Origin of the sequence: Streptacidiphilus sp. MAP12-16, assembly GCF_041262165.1 — a bacterium.
In the GTDB taxonomy this organism is placed as follows: domain Bacteria; phylum Actinomycetota; class Actinomycetes; order Streptomycetales; family Streptomycetaceae; genus Streptacidiphilus.
The window spans coordinates 1-17637 of sequence record NZ_JBGCBY010000039.1 but is presented as its reverse complement, the minus strand read 5'-3'; the positions used below and the strand labels follow the sequence as shown (position 1 = coordinate 17637).

At 69.3% G+C, this 17637-nt stretch carries 21 protein-coding genes and 2 pseudogenes; 13 read left to right on the top strand and 10 right to left on the bottom strand.

Annotated features, from left to right (window positions below):
• Positions 1-17 precede the first annotated feature (17 nt).
• Positions 18-1004 carry a pyridoxal-phosphate dependent enzyme gene (locus ABIA33_RS34390; RefSeq protein WP_370087413.1) on the bottom strand — a complete coding sequence of 329 codons (987 nt, stop codon included), beginning with the start codon at positions 1002-1004 and terminating at the stop codon, positions 18-20.
• Positions 1005-1043: 39 nt separating this feature from the next.
• Between ABIA33_RS34390 and ABIA33_RS34385 the strand changes: the two genes are divergently transcribed.
• Positions 1044-1277, top strand: a complete 234-nt coding sequence (locus ABIA33_RS34385; RefSeq protein WP_370087411.1) for a hypothetical protein — start codon at positions 1044-1046, stop codon at positions 1275-1277.
• On the opposite strand, the gene ABIA33_RS34380 is transcribed toward ABIA33_RS34385, so the two are convergent.
• The 3 genes and pseudogenes from ABIA33_RS34380 to ABIA33_RS34370 all read right to left on the bottom strand — a co-directional run bounded on the left by ABIA33_RS34380 (position 1264) and on the right by ABIA33_RS34370 (position 3624).
• On the bottom strand, positions 1264-2286 hold the full coding sequence (locus ABIA33_RS34380; RefSeq protein ID WP_370087409.1) for an alcohol dehydrogenase: 1023 nt from the start codon (positions 2284-2286) through the stop codon (positions 1264-1266). The two genes, ABIA33_RS34385 and ABIA33_RS34380, sit on opposite strands and share 14 nt — an antisense overlap.
• A 332-nt stretch (positions 2287-2618) precedes the next feature.
• Positions 2619-2906 (bottom strand): annotated as a pseudogene (locus ABIA33_RS34375) (muconolactone Delta-isomerase family protein); the annotation flags it as partial.
• Positions 2907-3243: 337 nt separating this feature from the next.
• Positions 3244-3624, bottom strand: a complete 381-nt coding sequence (locus ABIA33_RS34370; RefSeq protein WP_370087407.1) for a nuclear transport factor 2 family protein — start codon at positions 3622-3624, stop codon at positions 3244-3246.
• 337 nt (positions 3625-3961) lie between these two features.
• Between ABIA33_RS34370 and ABIA33_RS34365 the strand changes: the two genes are divergently transcribed.
• Together ABIA33_RS34365 and ABIA33_RS34360 are read left to right on the top strand one after the other, a co-directional pair.
• Positions 3962-4579, top strand: a complete 618-nt coding sequence (locus ABIA33_RS34365) for a TetR/AcrR family transcriptional regulator (RefSeq protein ID WP_370087406.1) — start codon at positions 3962-3964, stop codon at positions 4577-4579.
• Between the two features lie 90 nt (positions 4580-4669).
• Entirely contained in the window at positions 4670-5770 is a 1101-nt protein-coding gene (locus tag ABIA33_RS34360) for a nitronate monooxygenase (protein WP_370087403.1), read from the top strand.
• 277 nt (positions 5771-6047) lie between these two features.
• Here ABIA33_RS34360 and ABIA33_RS34355 read toward each other — a convergent pair whose 3' ends face one another.
• Together ABIA33_RS34355 and ABIA33_RS34350 are read right to left on the bottom strand one after the other, a co-directional pair.
• The gene (locus ABIA33_RS34355; RefSeq protein WP_370087401.1) at positions 6048-6422 is read right to left on the bottom strand and encodes a hypothetical protein; all 375 of its coding nucleotides are present in this window, start codon (positions 6420-6422) and stop codon (positions 6048-6050) included.
• A gap of 50 nt (positions 6423-6472) precedes the next feature.
• Positions 6473-7084: a TetR/AcrR family transcriptional regulator gene (locus ABIA33_RS34350; RefSeq protein WP_370087399.1), complete on the bottom strand. Its 612-nt coding sequence runs from the start codon at positions 7082-7084 to the stop codon at positions 6473-6475.
• A gap of 143 nt (positions 7085-7227) precedes the next feature.
• On the opposite strand from ABIA33_RS34350, the gene ABIA33_RS34345 reads away from it, so the two are divergent.
• Positions 7228-7815, top strand: a complete 588-nt coding sequence (locus tag ABIA33_RS34345; RefSeq protein ID WP_370087397.1) for an ester cyclase — start codon at positions 7228-7230, stop codon at positions 7813-7815.
• A 129-nt stretch (positions 7816-7944) separates the two neighbouring features.
• Here ABIA33_RS34345 and ABIA33_RS34340 read toward each other — a convergent pair whose 3' ends face one another.
• Positions 7945-8118: a hypothetical protein gene (locus ABIA33_RS34340; protein ID WP_370087395.1), complete on the bottom strand. Its 174-nt coding sequence runs from the start codon at positions 8116-8118 to the stop codon at positions 7945-7947.
• 197 nt (positions 8119-8315) lie between these two features.
• Here ABIA33_RS34340 and ABIA33_RS34335 point away from each other — a divergent pair, with 197 nt between their 5' ends.
• Both ABIA33_RS34335 and ABIA33_RS34330 read left to right on the top strand, forming a co-directional pair.
• Positions 8316-8915 (top strand): MFS transporter, encoded by a 600-nt coding sequence (locus ABIA33_RS34335; protein ID WP_370087393.1) that lies wholly within the window; start codon positions 8316-8318, stop codon positions 8913-8915.
• On the top strand, positions 8912-9115 hold the full coding sequence (locus tag ABIA33_RS34330; RefSeq protein WP_370087391.1) for a hypothetical protein: 204 nt from the start codon (positions 8912-8914) through the stop codon (positions 9113-9115). The genes ABIA33_RS34335 and ABIA33_RS34330 overlap by 4 nt, the downstream gene beginning before the upstream one ends.
• Before the next feature lie 76 nt (positions 9116-9191).
• Here ABIA33_RS34330 and ABIA33_RS34325 read toward each other — a convergent pair.
• Positions 9192-10194: pseudogene (locus tag ABIA33_RS34325) on the bottom strand (glycoside hydrolase family 15 protein); the annotation flags it as partial.
• A 766-nt stretch (positions 10195-10960) separates the two neighbouring features.
• On the opposite strand from ABIA33_RS34325, the gene ABIA33_RS34320 reads away from it, so the two are divergent.
• Positions 10961-11200, top strand: coding sequence for a hypothetical protein (locus ABIA33_RS34320; RefSeq protein WP_370087389.1), 240 nt, complete (start codon positions 10961-10963; stop codon positions 11198-11200).
• A 265-nt stretch (positions 11201-11465) separates the two neighbouring features.
• Here ABIA33_RS34320 and ABIA33_RS34315 read toward each other — a convergent pair whose 3' ends face one another.
• The gene (locus ABIA33_RS34315) at positions 11466-11603 is read right to left on the bottom strand and encodes a hypothetical protein (protein ID WP_370087387.1); all 138 of its coding nucleotides are present in this window, start codon (positions 11601-11603) and stop codon (positions 11466-11468) included.
• A 12-nt stretch (positions 11604-11615) separates the two neighbouring features.
• Complete coding sequence (locus tag ABIA33_RS34310) at positions 11616-12140, bottom strand: VOC family protein (RefSeq protein WP_370087385.1); 525 nt, start codon at positions 12138-12140, stop codon at positions 11616-11618.
• 597 nt (positions 12141-12737) lie between these two features.
• Between ABIA33_RS34310 and ABIA33_RS34305 the strand changes: the two genes are divergently transcribed.
• From ABIA33_RS34305 to ABIA33_RS34280, 6 genes are all read left to right on the top strand, one after another.
• Positions 12738-13352 carry a redoxin domain-containing protein gene (locus tag ABIA33_RS34305; protein WP_370087383.1) on the top strand — a complete coding sequence of 205 codons (615 nt, stop codon included), beginning with the start codon at positions 12738-12740 and terminating at the stop codon, positions 13350-13352.
• 5 nt (positions 13353-13357) lie between these two features.
• Positions 13358-14308 (top strand): NAD(P)H-dependent flavin oxidoreductase, encoded by a 951-nt coding sequence (locus ABIA33_RS34300; RefSeq protein WP_370087380.1) that lies wholly within the window; start codon positions 13358-13360, stop codon positions 14306-14308.
• 410 nt (positions 14309-14718) lie between these two features.
• Positions 14719-15174 (top strand): universal stress protein, encoded by a 456-nt coding sequence (locus tag ABIA33_RS34295; RefSeq protein ID WP_370087378.1) that lies wholly within the window; start codon positions 14719-14721, stop codon positions 15172-15174.
• Positions 15175-15474: 300 nt separating this feature from the next.
• Positions 15475-16170, top strand: coding sequence for a type 1 glutamine amidotransferase domain-containing protein (locus ABIA33_RS34290; RefSeq protein ID WP_370087376.1), 696 nt, complete (start codon positions 15475-15477; stop codon positions 16168-16170).
• Between the two features lie 248 nt (positions 16171-16418).
• On the top strand, positions 16419-17156 hold the full coding sequence (locus ABIA33_RS34285; RefSeq protein WP_370087374.1) for an SDR family NAD(P)-dependent oxidoreductase: 738 nt from the start codon (positions 16419-16421) through the stop codon (positions 17154-17156).
• Positions 17157-17166: 10 nt separating this feature from the next.
• Complete coding sequence (locus ABIA33_RS34280; protein WP_370087372.1) at positions 17167-17409, top strand: hypothetical protein; 243 nt, start codon at positions 17167-17169, stop codon at positions 17407-17409.
• The last annotated feature ends 228 nt before the right edge of the window (positions 17410-17637 follow it).

Sequence of the window (17637 nt, the reverse complement as noted above, 5' to 3'; positions counted from 1 at the left end):
CGGAGAGGCTCACGGATCTACTCCTCGCGGGTCGCTTCGGCCCGTGCCCTGGCGAGGGTGGCCGGGTGCCCGAAGAGACCGGGTAGTCCTCCGGAGTGGAGGAAGACCGTGCGATGGCCGGGCGCGAGGACCCCGTCGGCGACCGCGGCGGCCAGCCCGGCCATCGCACGCCCGGTGTAGATCGGGTCCAGGATGATTCCTTCAGTCCGGGCAGCCAGAAAGAGGGCGTCCATGACAGCGTCGGTCACCTCGCCGTAGCCGCCCCCCACCTGGTCCAGCCGCAATCTCAGCGTCTCGGGCGGGCAGTCCTTGCCGGACAAGCCCGAGACCAACCGGGAGACGGCCGCGCCGGGGTCGTTCACCGCGCCGCAGTGAACACCCAGTACGCGTGAAGGACCGAGCACGCTGACCAGGCCTGCCATGGTGCCGCCCGAGCCCATCGCCGTGACCACGGTCGAAAGGGCAGGGACCTGCGCAAGGAGTTCCCGCGCGCACTCGACGTAGCCACGCGCGCCGGCCACGCTCGAACCACCGAACGGGATCAACGCCGGTACGGCGCCCCGCTGCTGCAGGCGCTCGCTCACCTGCCTGGCGACGATGTCAAGTTCCCGCCCGTCCACCTCCCCGGCCCATACGATGGTCGCGCCCAGGAGGCCATCGAGGGCGATGTTGCCCGACGTCGTCGAAGTGTCGGGCGTTCCGGCGAGCACCAACGTCACTTCCAGTCCCAGCCGAGCGCCCGCCGCGGCTGTCAGCCGGGCGTGATTGCTCTGTGGCGCGCCCGTGGTCACCAGAGCGGTTGCACCCGCTGCCAGGGCCTGCCCGCAGGTCCATTCGAGTTTGCGTACCTTGTTGCCACCGCCGCCCAGGCCGATCAGATCGTCGCGTTTGATCCACAAGTCGTCCGCGCCGAGCCCCAGCGCGCGGGCCAGCCGCGGTGCCGGCTCGATGGGCGTCGGCCATGTCCCCAGCACCGCGCGCGGAATCTTCTGACTGTCAGTCACTGGCACCCGCCTCCAAGCCGCCCCTGATCATCACGGGCCGTGCCCATCGAACCATCTGACCGCCGTCACCGGCGCAGCGCCAGGCGGGTGCGGCTGGGCCTGGCTACCAGCAAAGAGGAAGCCGGTCGTGGCGGCCGTCCCGTTGCGGGGGCAACCTCGGAGATCGACGCGGACTGGAACCCCGTCTGGCCGCTGGCGTGGCAACGCCACGACGCGGGGGTGCGGGAGTGCGTCCAGGAGCTCCGGGCGGAGCTGGGCGTCACTGCGGCGTGAGCACCATCCGGAAGCGCGCGGCACCGGACATCATGCGCTGGTACGCCTCGTTGATCTGGCTCAACGGCACGACCTCGTTCGTCGGAGCGATCCCGTGCAGCACACTGAACTCCATGGTGTCCTGCACGGACTGCGCGGTGCCGGACGGGTGTCCGCGCAGGACACGGCCGCGGAGGAGCAGTTGCAGCGGGCTGATGCCCATCGGCTCCGGCGTCGCGCCGATCACGACGAGTTCGCCGCGCGGTGTGAGCCCGTCGACCGTCGCCGCGATGGCGTCGGAGCTGGACGCGGTCGCCATGACGACCTTGGCCCCGCCGAGGGCCTGCAGTGCCTCGGCGACCGGCGTGGCCGACGTGCTGTCGATGTAGTGGTGCGCGCCGAGCTGCTTGGCCAGGTCGGTCTTGTCCTTGCCGCGTGCGATGGCCACGGTTTCGAACCCCATCGCCACCGCGAACTGTACGCCCAGGTGTCCCAGGCCTCCGATACCGAGGATGGCGACCAGGTCGCCGGGACCGGCGGGACTGCGGCGCAGGCCGTCGAACATGGTGACGCCCGCGCAGGCGAGCGGTGCCGCGTCGGTCGGCGACAGGCCGTCCGGGATCCTGGCCAGTGCGTCGACCGGCGCGACGACGCTCTGGGCATAGCCGCCGTCGTAGGCCCAGCCGGGCACCTTCAGGTTGTCGCAGACCATGAAGTCGCCTTGGCGGCAGGGCGTGCAGTGACCGCAGCTGCCACCGAACCATCCGACGGCCACCCGGTCCCCCACCCGCCAGCCGCTGTAGACGCCTTCGCCGACCTCCGCGATACGCCCGGCGATCTCGTGGCCAGCGACCAGTGGGAAGTGAAGGCCGGGGAAGACGCCGTTCACCATCCCGGCGTCGCTGTGGCAGATCCCGGAGGCGTCCACGGTGATCCGCACGTGGCCCGGCCCCGGCGGGGTCACCGCTCGCTCCACGAGCTCGAACACGCCTCCGGCGGAGGCCACCTGCGCGGCTCGATAGGTGCTCATCTGAATCCCTCTCCCGGATGCTCGCACGTTCCCCCAGCAAGCAGCAGATCAGCTCCTACCGCAACGCGCACTTCGAACCGTGCCCGACCAGACACAACGGTTGCCCACTCCCGCGCGAAGGCGTGGCACACGACTCGTCCGACCGCAGCGCCGACATGACCCGGCCCAGCGCCCGGACGAAGTGAGCCAGCGATGCGTGCGCGGCCCCCCGCCCTCGCGCACCGGAGACGGAGGCCGCCGGCTGGGGCGCGGGCTCCGGCCGCACACACGGCTCCCCGCCGTTCAGCCTTGGTCGCGGCGGGAGCGGTATGTGCGAGTGAGACCGCGTCGCTGGTCCTGCCCGGGTCGTTGGGGTGCGACTGGACGGCGGTGACCACCGGGGTCATCCACGGCCAAAGGGGAAGTGTGCCGAGCACCTTCTCGTACAGCTGGGCCTCGTCGGCCGCCCGCCACAGACCGATACTGCGCGGTTCACCCACCGGGCGCCACAGCCTGACCAGGTGGCCGGCGGCAGCCAGCTCTCCGGCCCGGACGGCTTCGGCTGCGCCGCGGCGGGCGACGTCGGTCGGGTCGGTGCCCTCGGGGACGGTGGTGGTGAGCTCGACCAGGAACTCCTTCACGGCTTTTCCTCTTTCTGAATTCTGTTGCGACTTTCGGTGGTGATGGGAGGGAACGTGCGGAGAGGGATGGTGGTGCGCCCTTGCGGCACACCGTGCCCGCCGAGGCGGGCAGACAGGCACGATCAGGCGGGCGGCCGGTCGGCCCGCGCGCCTGCGACACGAGCAGTGATGCGGACCAGCTCCACCCCGAACGCGCCCCGGCGCGGTGAGGCACGCCGCCTTTCCATGGCGCCGCAGTGCGCCGGTGACCGGAGACGGCGCCACGACCGGTTTCTCGCTGCTGGTACGTGCAGCCTCCCGGCGTGCCCGGCCTCGCAGGCGCGGATCGTCGCTGACCTCAGTGGTCGGCGGCGATCCGGGAGACGTGGTACTGACGAATCCGCCAACTGGCGCCCTCGCGCTGCAGGACCAGTGACAGGTGCACAGGGGCCTCCCAACCCGTCGGATCCCGGAAAGCGACGTCGGCGAAGCCGCCGGCCACCTGCTCGCCGATCCGGTAGCTGTCGACGTCCCCCAGATGGGCCCTGCGGTAGTCCGGGACAGCCTCGTAGTAGCCGCGTACCGCATCCCGGCCGGAGATGACCTCGGGTCCGAATCCCTGGAAGAGGGCGTCGGGCGTGAACAGGTCGGCCATGACGTCCGCCTGGTGGCCGTCGAAGGCGGCCTTCCAGCGCGTCAGCACCTCGCGCATCGGGTCGTTCGCTACATCAGCACTCATCGTGTCAGCTCTCCTCTGTGCACAACGGGAGGTGGGGCGGCGCCCGTCCGCGGGCGGACGCTGTCCGGAACAGGAACCGGAAAGAGGCCCCGGCACTGGAGCGCCGGCAGGTGCGGCAGCGAGCTGCCGCACCTGCCGGCGCCGGAGCCGGTGGACGCGGGCCGAATCCGACCCCGACACCCTGGACGCGGAAGCCGCGACATTTCGGGTCAGGAACCGTGCGACGATCGACCCCCGCCGTCGTGGCAGACGGCCGCCGCGCCCTTGCCAGGGGCGGGACGACTCCACTAGCCGACCGGTCTAGTAAAGGGTAGTCGAGCGGTCGTATACTGGCAACATGGGACGGACCAGTGATGCCAGAGAGAAGATCCTCAGCGCTGCACAGTCACTCATCGAGCTGCGCGGCTACTCGGACCTGGGTGTGGCCGAGATCTGCAAGACAGCCGGGGTGCCCAAGGGCAGCTTCTACTACTTCTTCGATTCCAAGGAGACTCTCGCGCTGGCCGTGATCGACGAGCAGTGGGCCACCCAGCAGCGCGACTGGACCCGCATCCTGAACAGCGACGCGGAGCCACTGCAGCGGCTGCGGCAGCTGTTCGAGGACACGGAAGCAGGCCAGCGGGCCGGCCAGCAGAGCTGCGGGACCGTTTCAGGCTGCATGTTCGGCAATCTCACCCTGGAGATGAGCAACCAGGCCGAAGCCGTCCGCAAGCGACTGCAGGAGATCTTCGACGCCCAGGTCGAGATGGTCGACTCGGCCATCACCGAGGCCCTCGAACGTGGCGAGGTCACAGTCACCGACACCCGTGCAGCCGCCCGATCCGTCGTCGCGCAGCTTGAGGGCCAGGTCTTGTTCGCCAAGCTCTACAACAACACATCCCAGCTCAGCGCACTGTGGACCAACTGCCTGGCGCTGCTGGGCGCTCGCACGCCGCAGGCGCCGGCCAACACCTGACACGCCAGCCGCAGATCTCGATCCGCAGCTGTCGGGGCCGATCGGTGGACCTGGCACGGTGAGCACCGCCAGCTCGCAGGAGGAAAGATCATGGTCTCGCCACTGGTTGCTCTCGGGGTGAGCATCCCGATTCTCGCCGCGCCGATGGCCGGCGGCCCGACCACGCCCGCGCTGGTCACCGCAGCGGCCCGGGCGAGCAGCCTCGGGTTTCTTGCCGGCGGCTACCGGACCGCCGACGCACTGGCCGAGCAGATCGCCCAGGTCCGCTCCGAAGGCGTGACCTTCGGGGTCAATCTGTTCGCGCCCAATCGCGTCCCGGTCGACCCGGAAGCCTTCCGCCGCTACGCCCGCACTGTCGCACCCGAGGCCGAGACCTACGGCATCGACGCCCTGGCGATCGGAATCGTCGAGGACGACGACCACTGGCCGGACAAGATCGACCTGCTGCTGTCCGACCCGGTACCGGTCGTCAGCTTCACCTTCGCCATCCCGGAGGCAGCCGTGATCGCCGCACTGCGCGCCGCCGGAACCCTGGTCGTCCAGACGGTCACCTCGGCCGCGGAGGCCCGCCTCGCCGCTGCAGCCGGCGCCGACGTACTGGCCGTGCAAGCCTCGGCCGCAGGAGGACACTCCGGCACGCTCAGCCCGCAGCACATTCCGGCGCCCGTCCCCCTGACCGACCTGTTGGGCGAGGTGCGCCAGGCGGTGTCCCTGCCGCTCGTCGCCGCAGGCGGAGTGGCCACCCCAGCGGCCGCGACCGGCGCGCTGCATGCCGGAGCCGCGGCGGTCATGGTCGGCACCGTCCTACTGCGTGCCGACGAGGCCGGCACCTCACGACCCCACAGGGCCGCGCTGGCCGACCCAGCACGGCGCCAGACCATGGTGGACGAGGCCGGCACCTCACGACCCCACAGGGCCGCGCTGGCCGACCCAGCACGGCGCCAGACCATGGTGACCCGGGCGTTCACCGGCCGTCCCGCAAGGGCACTGCGCAACGGGTTCACCGACCGCTATACCGACCTCGCCCCGGCCGGCTATCCCGCACTGCACCACCTGACCAGCCCAATGCGCAAAGCTGCCGCCGCCGCGGACGATCCCGAACGGATCAACCTGTGGGCCGGCACCGGATACCACCACGCCACCGCCGAGCCCACCGGCCAGATCCTGCAGCGGCTGGCGTCCCGGCTCTGACTGCGAACCGCCCCCAGGTGCTCTCGACGGCGACAGCGCCCGACTCCTGCGCGGCCAAGGTCCGGGACGGCTCAGCGGCGCTGCCCTGGGTCATTCCTGCAGGAGAGCGGCGGCATCGGCCGCCAGTGCCGCGACCTCAACGGCCGCGCGTCCGGCTCGTCCTGTCATCGCAGCGGCCGGTGCCGACAGCCTCGGCTTCCTCGCCCGTGCGTACAGGACCGCAGACGCTCTGAGCGGCAGATCGCCCGTGCCCGCTCGGCCGGCGTCAGTTTCGGTGTCAACCTGTTCGCGCCCGATCCCGTACCGGTGGGATCCAGGAGCCTTTCGCGCCTTCGCCCGTGCGATCGCGCCGGAGGGCCAGCCGTACGGTGTGGACACCACAGAGGCCGGGATCGTGGAGAACGACGACCACCTGACCGACGGCCTTGGTCGTCCCCGCCTCCCTGCCGTGGGTGGCCCGCCAGGACTCCAGTAGGTCGTCCACCACCTGGTACAGCTTCTCCTCCGGCGAATCCCACGGCTCGAGCAGGTACAGGTCGACCACATCGATGGCGTCAAGCGCCGCGTTGGTGTAGGCGTAGGCGGTGAGCAGCACCCGCAGGGCGCCTGGGAAGGGGTCGAGCGCCTGCTCCATGAACTCGATGCCGTTCATCCTCGGCATGCGGTCGGCGAGGATCACCGCGACCGGCGCGCCCCGCAGCTTCAGTAGATGGTGGCGACGGCGGTTCTGTGCAGGACTTCCTCGGCTCGGTCCCACGACCAGCCGTTCTCGACCACCAACGTGCGCCAGCCACTGGGGCCGAACCAGTACCACAGCAGGTCCGCCGTCTCGTCCACCGTGTAGCGGGGCGGTGGAGCCAGAGTGTGGAGGTGACGGGCGGCGGCGTGGAGTGCGCCGCGGTAGTCCGCGCTCGCACGTTCCCACAGCGCCTCGCCGTGCTCGTGGCAGGGCAGGGCCTTGCGGATCGCCTCGTGCACGGTGAACTGCCCCTCGTTGCCCAACCGCGTGCCGCGAGCAAGGGCTTCGAGGACCGCCTCGGGCGTCCGCTGGGCGATCACCTGCTCCATGGCCTGCTCGTAGCCCGACGCAGCAACGCCCTCCTCGACGATCCGGTCGAGGATGTCGGCCTTGCTGCCCACGCTCGCGAAGACGGTCTTCGAGGCGACTCCGGCCGCCGCCGCGATGTCCGCGACCGTCACTCGCCCGTAGCCGCGGTCGGCAAACAACTCTGTGGCCCGCCGCAGGATCAGCGCGCGCGTCTGAGCAGCGGCTTTCTCGCGCAAGGGCGAGATGTACGCGCGCTTGGAGGCCATGGCCCCATCCTACTGATGACCGTTTGACGTATTGATTAGGTTCTCTATAACCTCAATATCTCAGCCCGGCGTGACGGAACCGAACCCGTTACGGCAGCCGAGGCGGCGGCCGACGAAGGCCGCACAGCGGAGAGGTGGAAACGATGGCCCTGGACACCGTCGAACTGGCGCACGGGCTCTTCCGGATACTCGAGACGGGCGACCCCGCTCTGGCTCTCGATGTCGTAGGTCAGGACAACTACAACCGGGAGGCCGCCGTCGCACCGCCGGCCTGCGCCGTAGCAGGACCAGCAGGCACTCTGGCCTCATCGGCGTGGTTGCGTTCGGCCTTCAGCGACCTGCGCTTCCCCGTCCTCGGCATTGCCGCGAACGACGATCAGGTCTGGGTCCGGCTGCGCATGCAGGGTCGGCACACCGGCCCGTTCGTGCGTTTCCAGGACGGCGCTCTCGACCAGGCCATCCCCCCGACCGGTCGTGAGGTCGATTTCGAGCAGGTCCACGTGCTCGACGTGCGCGACGGGAAGGTGGTCCGGCACGAGGCGCTGCGGGACGACATCGCCATGCTCGGCCAGCTCGGCGTCTTCCCGCCGTCGCCGGCCATTGCCCTGCGCATGCTCGCCTGGCGGGTGTCCGGACGGGCCGCCCGCGCGGCCGCCGAGGTCGCGAGCCTGGCCGCCGACGCCGCCGCCACCCTGCAGGACACCGTGCATTCGGCGGCACGAAGCAACTGAAGAGCGGCCCGGACCGCCAGCCGCGTGCACGGCTGCGTCACACCGCCTGTCCGTCCGGGCCCTGGTGTCCACGGTCCCGCATTCGGCGACCGGCCGAGCCAGTTCTCCTTCGCTGTGTCGTGCGCGTCGCTACGATTTCGAGTCGGCTTGAAGCCACTCGGGCAATGCGACCAGCCGGTCACGCTCGTCCTCGATCACCTCCTGGAGCGAGTACAGGCCGAGCCTGTCCTCCTCCACCTGCGTCTGGACCGCGACATAGGGCCCGTCCGCATCGAACAGCAAATCGTGGCAGAGGACGACCACGGCGAGCGTGCCGTTGTGCGGCTCCCAGGAGGCCAGTGCGGGCGAGTCGAGCAGCGGCGCGGTCGGGCCGTAGACCCGGAAGCTGCGCCTGCCAAGACTGCGCAGGTCCGGCTCGGCCAGCGCCGACCGCGACGTCGGGCCGGGCGCGAAGCCCGGCAGCGTCGAAGTGAGTCATGGAGGACCCCGCGGAGTATTCCTTGCGGCGTTGGCATGCCCTGGATGTGCTGGCTCTGGCGCACTTGATGCTGCTGGTCGACACAGTGGTGGTGAGTCTGGCACTGGCACCGGTGCAGCGCGATCTGCACTTCAGCGCGGGTGGTCTGGCCTGGGTCGTCAACGGCTATGCGTTGCCCTTCGGCGGCCTGCTGCTGCTCGGCGGGCGGCTGGCGGACCTGCTCGGTCGCCGCCGGATGTCCGTCGTGGGGCTGGTGCTGTTCGCCTCCGCGTCCGCGGGCTGCGGCGCCGCCACGAACGCCGCGATGCTAGTGGCCGCGCGCTTCGCGCAGGGTGTGGGGGCGGCCGCCGCGGCGCCCGCGGCCCTGTCCCTGGTGACGGTGCTGTTCACCGAGGCCGGTGACCGACAGCGGGCCATGAAGATGTGGAGCGCGCTGCGCGGCGTCGGCAACGTGATCGGGATGCTGCTCGGAGGCGTGCTGGTCACCTTCCTGGACTGGCGGTGGGTGTTCTTCATCAACCTGCCGATCGCGGCCGCCGCGCTGACGCTGACGCCCCGGCTGGTGCCGCGGATCGAGCGGGCACCGTGGCGGCGGCCCGACCCCCCGGGGCACTGCTGGTGACGGCCGGTCTGTCCCTAGCGGTGTTCGGCCTGCTGACCAACGTGGGCCAGGGCTGGGGCGATCTGCCGGTGACGGGTTCGCTGGCGGGCGGCGCGCTGCTGCCGGCCGCGTTCGTCGCGGTCGAGGCACGCACGCGTCAGTCGAGGCACGCACGCGTCAACCGCCGATGCCGCTGCGCGGCTCCCTCGGCGGCCACGTGACGCTGGGACTCGAGGTCGCGCGCAACCCACTCGGCCGTTTCCCGTGCTGGCCATACCGTGACAGACGCCAGCGTCGTCAGCCCAGGGCCCGGTCAAGGTGCTGTGCGGCCATGATCAGGGACAGGTGGGTCAACGCCTGCGGGAAGTTGCCTAGCTGCTCGCCGTTCCGGCCGATCTCCTCGGCATAAAGCCCGAGATGGTTGGAGTAGGTGAGCATCTTCTCGAAGGCCAACCGGGCTTCCTCCAGCCGGCCCACTCGCGTCAGCGCGTCGACGTACAGGAAAGAGCAGATCGAGAAAGTGCCCTCGGACCCGTGAAGGCCGTCCGGACTGGCCGCCGGGTCGTAGCGGTAGACCAGGGAATCAGAGACCAGATCCGTACCGAGCGCTTCTAGGGTCGAGAGCCATCGGGGATCCCTGGGCGAGATGAACTCGGTCGTCTGCATCATCAGGACCGACGAATCGAGCACTTCCCCGTCCAGGTACTGGACGAACGCACCGCGCTTCGCAGACCAGCCGCGCGTCATGATCTGCCGATAGATCACGTCGCGAGATGCGCGCCAGCGGGTTATATCACCGGGCAGACCGCGCCGGTTCGCCATCCGGATCGCGCGCTGCAGTGCGACCCAGCACATCAGCCGCGAATACACGAAATCCCGACGGCCGGCCCGGGTCTCCCAGATGCCGTGATCCGGCTGATCCCAGTGATCGCACAGCGCGGAACACGGCCGCCCGCGGGTCCTCCAGCATCACCGTGTGCGACTCGGCTCCGTAACCGAAGCGGGGAGCGACGCGCGCCCGGAACGGAAGCGCTCCCCGCACGCAGGAGACCCGCCGGATGAGGCGATGCCGGTCCGCTTCGGACGCCTCATCGACGATCGGCATGAAGTCCTGAACCTCGGCCACACCGTCCATTGAGAAGAACCGGGTGATCAGCACGTTCGTGTCCGGGACGTAGAACTGCCGCGTGCTTGCCGACGTGTCCACGGTGAGCTCGAACGCCCCGCCCCGGTCGGCGTCGAGGATGGAGGCGAAGACACTCGGCGCGTCGAAACGCGGGCAGCAGTACCAGTCGATCGTCGCCACGCTCGCCGTCCACATCATGGCCAACACCGCGCTCACCGGAGCGACCTACGACGTCGACGGCGGGCTGCAACTCGTCCCCCGACGAGCGCGATAGCGGAGGCGGACTCACCAGCATCTCCTTAGCGCTGCGGAGCAGCGTTCCTGATGGTGCGGGGCCCCTCATCTCCCGGCCTGCCGCCGATCCGGCCGCGCACCGCCTTGAGGGCGGCCGGCTCGTCCGCAGCCTGGTGGTGAAGATCTGTGTGTCGCCGGTGCGGGTGTCGGTCCAGATGGGATGCATGGTCGTGCCTCCGGCGGCCACGCCCTGGTAGTTGCCGAGCCAGCGGGTGCTGCCGGTATTGACGGCCTGGGTCGGGTCGAAGGACTGGCTGGTGACGCGTTGTGGGGGGCCGAAGGCGACGCGTCCCGGCTCGGAGAGGTAGAGTATGACGTCGATGCGGGCTTGGGCGATGGACAGGGCGTAGACCGATAGCGCGATCCGGCCGAGGTCGTCGACGGCGAGCTGGGGTTGCAGGTAGACGGTCTGTTGGCTGGGCCAGCGGTGCACTCCAGGTGCGTCCGTGGTCCGTGGAGGCGCACAAGCAGGATCTGCGAGGTCTGCGTGGCGTCGTTCCCGTCGGATACCGCAGCGACCACAGCGCCACCCCGGGGCGCGGCGGCGATCGCCGGCCCGCTCTTGGCGGTCACCGGTCCCAGATCGGGTGCCGCGCTTTCGATCCGGGCCAGAGCCGTCGAGGCCTCAAAGCTGCGGCCATGGTTGGTGGACGACAGGGCCCGCACGGTGATGTCGCCGGAGGCTGGCTTCGGCTACGAGGTACACGACGCACACCGAGCCGTCGGCTCCGGCAGCGGCCACTGGGGACGCGGCCTGCGCGCCGGCGTCCGGGTCGAGGTGACGGGGCTGCTCGAAACTGCGGCCGCCGTCCTGGGACCGGGCGAAAACCACCCCGCCGTCGGCTGTGCGGTAGAGCCGGGCGGCCACGTAGAGGCGGGGCGTTGAAGATGCGGGCGCCCGGTCGATCGCGAGCGATGGGTGGTCGGTAGGACCACCGCTGCCCGGGATCTCGATGACCTCCGGTCGGAAGCTGCGGCCGCCTGAAACCCCGTCAACCCGCTCTGACCAGCTGATCAGCACCTCCCGCACAGCGGGGGAACCTCAACCCGATGCGGGCTACTGCACAGGACGCGGATTTGCCCTGGTCCTCGTCGACGACCATCACCCGCTCGGTTTGCCACCCCAGCGCGACGGCCCGGTCCACCAGGGCCTACTGCAGCCGGGTCGATTCCTGATGGTCCAGGACCTGCTGCCGGGAGGACTGCCGAATGTAGATCACGGCGAGCCTGGCGACCGCCCGATCGGTGACCTTCCCGACGGAGACCTGTTCCCACGGCAACGCCGTCATGGCGACAGCCCCTCACCGCTCGCCCGAGCCGTCGGCGGCGTGCCCACCGGTGTCGCGGCCAGCCTCCGGGCCGCCAGCACTCGTGCGCGTACTTGACGGCCAGTGAGCGGGCGACCAGTCCCCCTCCGGGTCGGTAGTTTGCCCTACTTCGATCAGATGGCCGTCAGGATCGCGGATGTAGCAGCGGATCTCGTACTGGTGCTGTTTCGGCGGCGTCAGGAACTGGGCACCCCGGGCGCTCCACTCCGTGTACAAGGCGTGGATGTCTTTGACCCGGATATTGAGGAAACTGCTGACCTGGTCGGGATCGCGCGGCGTCTCAAGCGTGACCGACGGCTTGTCGTCGGTCGGGCCTCCGCCGACATTGATGATGATCCAACTGTTGGCTAGTGCGACATAGGTCAGCCCTCCGGGGCCAGAGTAGGCCACCCGGCCGCCGAGTACTTCGGTGTAGAAGCGTCGAGAGCGCTCGACATCGTCCGAGACGATGAAGTGGGCCAGCACAATTCCTTCTGGCGGTGGTGGGAGCTCGGCCATCTGGTACCTCCACACGTCGGTCTCATACCTCGTTTACGACGAGGCCTGCAGGCGGCGTTGCCATGATCGGGATTAGCGTGCCCCTCGAAGCAGCCAATAATTCACGGCATCACCCTCCTGGCAGAATCGCGGGCCGCCGCCGCAAGTCACCGAACGCCGGCCCTGGCCGGGAGTCGCTCGGCCAGGATCGCGTTGTGCGGCGCGCCTTCAGATGGGCGACGCAGATCCTCCGAGCAGGCGAGTAACGGCTGGCTGACCTCGCGCACCGTGACGGTCGGCACCGTCCATCACCTCGGCCGCGCCGAGACGGCGAGGTGAGGGTCGGGATCGAAACTGATCACGGCCCTTGGGCGATGGCCCTGATCGCGGCGGGGTACCAGGTGCTCCGGGTGAATCCGCGGTCCGCCAGTTGCCCAAGGATGGCACGACGCTTAAGGCTTTCGGGCGAGGCGCAGGTGTGGGTAGAAGCGCCGACGGGGACACCCTCCCGGCAGGCACGTATGTGCCTCCGAATACTGCCAGGTCTTGACTTACAGCAAGCAGGCACGTGCGCCGTGCAGGTCGCACCCGCGGCGCCGCAGGAGAGGCGGTCATCCCGTGCGTTCCGACATCGTCCCCGGTGGGACCTTCCCTGATTATGCGCTGCCCGACCATACCGGCACCGTGCGCACGCTGAGCGAGCTCCAGGGCCGGGACCCGTTGATCCTGACGCTCGCGCGTGGCAACTACTGCCCGAAAGAGCACCGGCAGCATCTAGAGCTGGCCGAGAACTACGCGAAGATCGCAGTGGCGTATACACAGGTGGCCACGATCGCCACCGACGACCATCACACGTTGCAGGAGTTCCGCGCCTCGGTGGGTGCCCAGTGGCCTTTCCTGTCCGACCCCGAGCGGACCGTCCAGCAGGATCTGGAGATCCAGGAGTACACCGACCCCGAGCACAACCCGATGATCCCGCACACGCTTGTGCTCAAGCCGGGACTGGTCATCCACAGCGTCTACAACGGTTACTGGTTCTGGGGGCGCCCGTCGTTCTACGACCTGTGGCACGACCTGCGAACTGCAACTGCCGAGATCCGCCCGGACTGGGATCCAAGCATCCCGGGGCTGCGCGAGGCCTGGGACGCCGGAGACTACTCGAGGTTTCACGGTTGGGACCGGCGGTCCCCCAGTTCAAAGCCGACCTCGTACGTCGAGCCGAGCAAGGGGTGAACGCGATGCCCACACCGGTGTGCGAGTTGCTCGGGATCGAACAGCCAATCTTCCTGGCGCCCATGGTTGCGGTTCCCCCGCTGGCTGCGGCGGTTTCGAATGCCGGCGCGCTCGGCATGGTGACGCTGACGTGGTCAGAAGACGTCGGAGCCGTGGTTCGTGAGACGGCGGCGCTGACCGAGCGGCCGTTTTGCGGCAACCTCGTGCTCACCGAGGACCGTCACCGTCGCCTTGACCAGGCCCTTGAGGCCGGCTTGCGGATCGTGTCGTTTTTCTTGGGTGATCCCAGCGGCTACACCGAGCAGGTCCACGACGCGGGAGGGATTGTGATGCACACGGTCGGCACTGCCGAGGAGGCGCGGCGGGCAGTCGCGGCCGGCGTGGACGTGGTCGTCGCGCAGGGGTGGGAGGCTGGCGGGCACGTGTGGGGCGACGTCGCGACGCTGCCGCTGGTGCCGGCTGTGGTGGACGCGGTGGCGCCGGTGCCGGTGATCGCGGCCGGCGGGATCGGTGACGCCCGGGGAGTCGCGGCGGTGCTGGCGCTGGGTGCCCAGGCCGCGTGGCTGGGCACGCGGTTCCTGCTTGCTGAGGAGATGCCGATCCACGAGGAATACCGGCGCCGGCTGATAGCCGCGCGCGAGACCGATCCTAAGCGGTACCCCAACCTGTACTCGGTCGGGTGGCCCGACTCTCCCCACCGCGCGCTGCGCAACTCGACCGCCGACGCGTGGCAGGCCGCGGGCCGCCCTCCGCTCGCGCAGCGGCCAGGAGCGGGCGACGTGATCGCGCATTTCGCCTCCGGCGAACCAATCGTGCGCTACGAGCCGGCACCGCCAATGGCCGGGACCACCGGTGATATCGAAGCGCTCTCGATGTGGGCCGGACAGAGCGTCGCACTCGCGAACAAGTCACAGCCGGCGGCGGACATCGTGGCCGAGCTCACCTCTCACCTGTAACCCGGGCCGCAGGCGCTCGCGCCGCAGCTGCTCGTTCTCCGCCGGCAACAGGCTCGTCAAACCCGCGCTCCCCAGGTCGGCAGCCCGCGGATGAATACGACATGGTTGGAATATGCGCACGTCGCCAGTTAAATGAACAGCCGGAAGCGCCGATGCGCCGTCCCGGTGCGTTCGAGCACGTCATCGACCACCTCGAACGGCACGATCCGGGTCAGCGGACCAGCCGGGCACGGGAGGCTTCGGGAGGCCTGGGCTGGTGCCCGTTCCTCAGGCGGTGGCGCCTCATCTCGGGCAGTACACCTGCCTGGAGAGCGTCAGCCGGTGCAGTGGCAGCCGCACCCGCTGCCGGAGACAGTGGAAAGCACGCAGGCTGAAGTGATGCACGTTCCCAGCAGACACGGAGGTGCGCGATGAGCGACGCGGCTGCGGTACACGCCCCACGGATCGTGGTCGGCGTCGATGGTTTCGAACCCTCGAAAGCTGCCCTGCGGTGGGCCGTCCGGCAGGCTGAACTGACCGGCGACGCCCTTGTGGCGGTAACCGCCTGGGACTACCCGCGCAACTGGACCGGCTGGTCCCCGCCCGGGGAGCCCCCGTTCGACTGGGAGGGCACCGCCCGCAAGATCCTCACCGAGACCATCGATGAAGCCATCGGGCCCGATCATCCCGTCGAGATCGGTACCCGAGTTGTCCAGGGCCACCCGGCCGGCGTGTTGCTGGACGAAGCCCAGGGCGCCGCGTTGCTGGTTGTGGGGAACCGCGGGCACGGTGGGTTCCCCGAAGCCCTGCTCGGCTCCGTCGGACAGCACCTCACCCACCATGCCACCTGTCCCATCCTCATCGTCCGCGGCCCGCAACCCCGCTGAGGCGGACACGCGCTGATGAGGCTCAGGGCGATGCTTGCGAGGCATTCCAGACATGGAGACGCTAGGGACTGACTACACCCTCGGCAGACAGACCGCCTTTCCGGAGCCGAGCTGCTTGAGCTGAAAGGGCCTTGAAGAACGCTTCCCACCTGGCGAACAGCTGCAGTGGAGAGAGCATCCGGGTGCGGATGGTCGCCGAGGTGCCTAGGGTGGCCCAAGGGGGAAAACCGGCGGCGGCGAGCCAGTTTCATAAGGTCATCCCGCCGAACCCAGGTACGCGTCCGAGAGGAGATCTTTGCCATGGCCAAGGTGCTTTTCATCGTGAGCGGAGCCACCTACTGGGTGTTGAAGGACGGCACGCGGTACGCGACGGGCTACTGGGCCGAGGAGTTCGCGAACCCGTACAAAATGTTGACGGACGCCGGCCACGAGGTCGTCGTCGCGACGCCGAACGGCGTGACCCCGACCGTCGACATGATGAGCCTGCGCCCCGAGATGGTCGGCGGAAACGACAGCGCTCTCGAGTTGGAGGCCATCATCCGTTCCGCGGAGGTGATGCGTCGGCCACTACAGCTCTCGGACGTCCGCCTCGAGGACTACGACGCGGTGTACCTGCCGGGCGGTCATGGTCCGATGTCCGACCTGGCGTGGGACGCCGATGCCGGACGGCTGCTGACGCAGCAGCTGACCTCGGGCAACCCGCTGTTCATCGTCTGTCACGCCCCCGCCGCGATGCTGGCCACCAGGATCCACGGCGTGTCGCCGTTCAAGGGCTTCAACATCACCTGCTTCACCGACGAGGAGGAGGAGGGCGTCGGACTGGCCTCCAGGGCGCCGTGGCTGCTGGAGACCGATGTCAAGGAGAAGGTCGGGGTCAACTTCAGCCGCGGCCCGATCTGGAAGCCGTACATGGTCGAGGATCGCAACCTGGTCACCGGGCAGAACCCGGCCTCGGCCGCGGTCCTGGGCGACCGGATGCTGGAAATCCTCAAGTGACACCCTCCCGCAGCGATCCGGCCCAGGTGCCCGCCCGCGCACGCAGACCGGGTCGGTGGGGTTGGCGCTCGCCGCGAATCCGCTGACCCTGCACCCGCCGGGGCCCAAGGTGCAATCCGCCCTGCGGGTGCGGGAAACGGTCACCTGTCGACCGCTCCATGGCCGTGCCCGGGGCCGCCCGAGTCCCGGCGGGTGTGCCGGGATCGGTCACGCTCCGAGCCATGCCGATCAGGCGAAGGAAGAAAGGGGTGAGCATAAACGACACGACGGCTGCGGACACCGCCCAGAAGGTCGCGCTCATCACCGGTGCCAACGGGGGCATCGGCGCCGCCATCGTCAACGCCTACCGCAGCCTCGGGTACGCGGTCGTGGCCACCAGCCGTTCCATGCCGGAATCCGCGGACCCGCAGGTGCTCGCCGTCAGCGGCGATCTGGTGGAGTCCGGTGCGGGCGAGCGGATCGTAGCGGCGGCGATGGATCGGTTCGGTCGGATCGACACCGTGGTCAACAGCGCCGGCGTCTACATCGGCAAGCCGTTCACCGACTACACGGACAAGGACTTCGACCTGATCGTCGGCGTCAACCTGCGCGGGTTCTTCACCATCTCGCGCAGCGCCATCGGCGCGATGCTCTCCCGCGGTCAAGGCGGCGGTCACCTGGTGAACATCTCCACCTCCCTGGTCGACCAGCCGAATGCACAGGTACCCTGCGCGCTCGCGTCGCTGACCAAGGGCGGGCTGAACGCGGTCACCAAGGAGTTGGCGATCGAATTCGCGGGGCACGGCATCCGCGTGAACACCGTCTCGCTCGGCGTCGTCCGTACGCCAATGAACCCGGAGACGACGCCCGAGCTCGTGGCTCGCCATCCACTCGGGCGGATGGAGGAGGTCGACGACGTCGTCCAGGCCATCGTGTACCTCGAGCAGGCGTCCTTCGTCACCGGCGAGATCCTGCACGTGGACGGCGGCCAGAGCGCCGGCCACTGAAAGGATCGGGATGAATGACCCTGCGGACACCGAGTCCGTTCTGCGCGACGGGCTGAACAGGTGGAAAGCCGCCGTGGACGGGCATCAGGCGCACATGTGCAATGACGACAACTACGGGCGCCGGGCCGGGTCCGAGACCGGCCGCGCCATAGCAGCGCGATGGCCGCCTCGCCGCGGCCCCTTCCTCACTGAGTACATGATCGAGTACCTGTCGATGGGCAACTCGCACCCGGCTCCGGGAGCGAATACATGAGCACGATGAACGCCGTGCGTGCCCACCATCGCGGGGGCCCCGAACAGTTGCGCTACGAGACCGCACCGCGCCCCGAACCGGCGCCGAGCGAAGTTCTGTTGGCCGTACGCTCCGCCTCCATCACCGCAGGTGAGCTTACGGCGTGGTGTGCGGTAGCCAGTGGTCGTAGTCTCGGCTGATCGGGAGTCGAGCCCGTGGATGGTGGCCAACGGCCGCGGGGGGTATTTG

Coding starts and splice junctions, on each gene's coding strand:
- ABIA33_RS34380 (WP_370087409.1), bottom strand. CDS start 2,286: ATGAGCACCTATCGAGCCGCGCAGGTGGCCTCCGCCGGAGGCGTGTTC.
- ABIA33_RS34370 (WP_370087407.1), bottom strand. CDS start 3,624: ATGAGTGCTGATGTAGCGAACGACCCGATGCGCGAGGTGCTGACGCGC.
- ABIA33_RS34365 (WP_370087406.1), top strand. CDS start 3,962: ATGGGACGGACCAGTGATGCCAGAGAGAAGATCCTCAGCGCTGCACAG.
- ABIA33_RS34360 (WP_370087403.1), top strand. CDS start 4,670: ATGGTCTCGCCACTGGTTGCTCTCGGGGTGAGCATCCCGATTCTCGCC.
- ABIA33_RS34355 (WP_370087401.1), bottom strand. CDS start 6,422: ATGAACGGCATCGAGTTCATGGAGCAGGCGCTCGACCCCTTCCCAGGC.
- ABIA33_RS34350 (WP_370087399.1), bottom strand. CDS start 7,084: ATGGCCTCCAAGCGCGCGTACATCTCGCCCTTGCGCGAGAAAGCCGCT.
- ABIA33_RS34345 (WP_370087397.1), top strand. CDS start 7,228: ATGGCCCTGGACACCGTCGAACTGGCGCACGGGCTCTTCCGGATACTC.
- ABIA33_RS34315 (WP_370087387.1), bottom strand. CDS start 11,603: ATGACGGCGTTGCCGTGGGAACAGGTCTCCGTCGGGAAGGTCACCGAT.
- ABIA33_RS34310 (WP_370087385.1), bottom strand. CDS start 12,140: ATGGCCGAGCTCCCACCACCGCCAGAAGGAATTGTGCTGGCCCACTTC.
- ABIA33_RS34300 (WP_370087380.1), top strand. CDS start 13,358: ATGCCCACACCGGTGTGCGAGTTGCTCGGGATCGAACAGCCAATCTTC.
- ABIA33_RS34295 (WP_370087378.1), top strand. CDS start 14,719: ATGAGCGACGCGGCTGCGGTACACGCCCCACGGATCGTGGTCGGCGTC.
- ABIA33_RS34290 (WP_370087376.1), top strand. CDS start 15,475: ATGGCCAAGGTGCTTTTCATCGTGAGCGGAGCCACCTACTGGGTGTTG.
- ABIA33_RS34280 (WP_370087372.1), top strand. CDS start 17,167: ATGAATGACCCTGCGGACACCGAGTCCGTTCTGCGCGACGGGCTGAAC.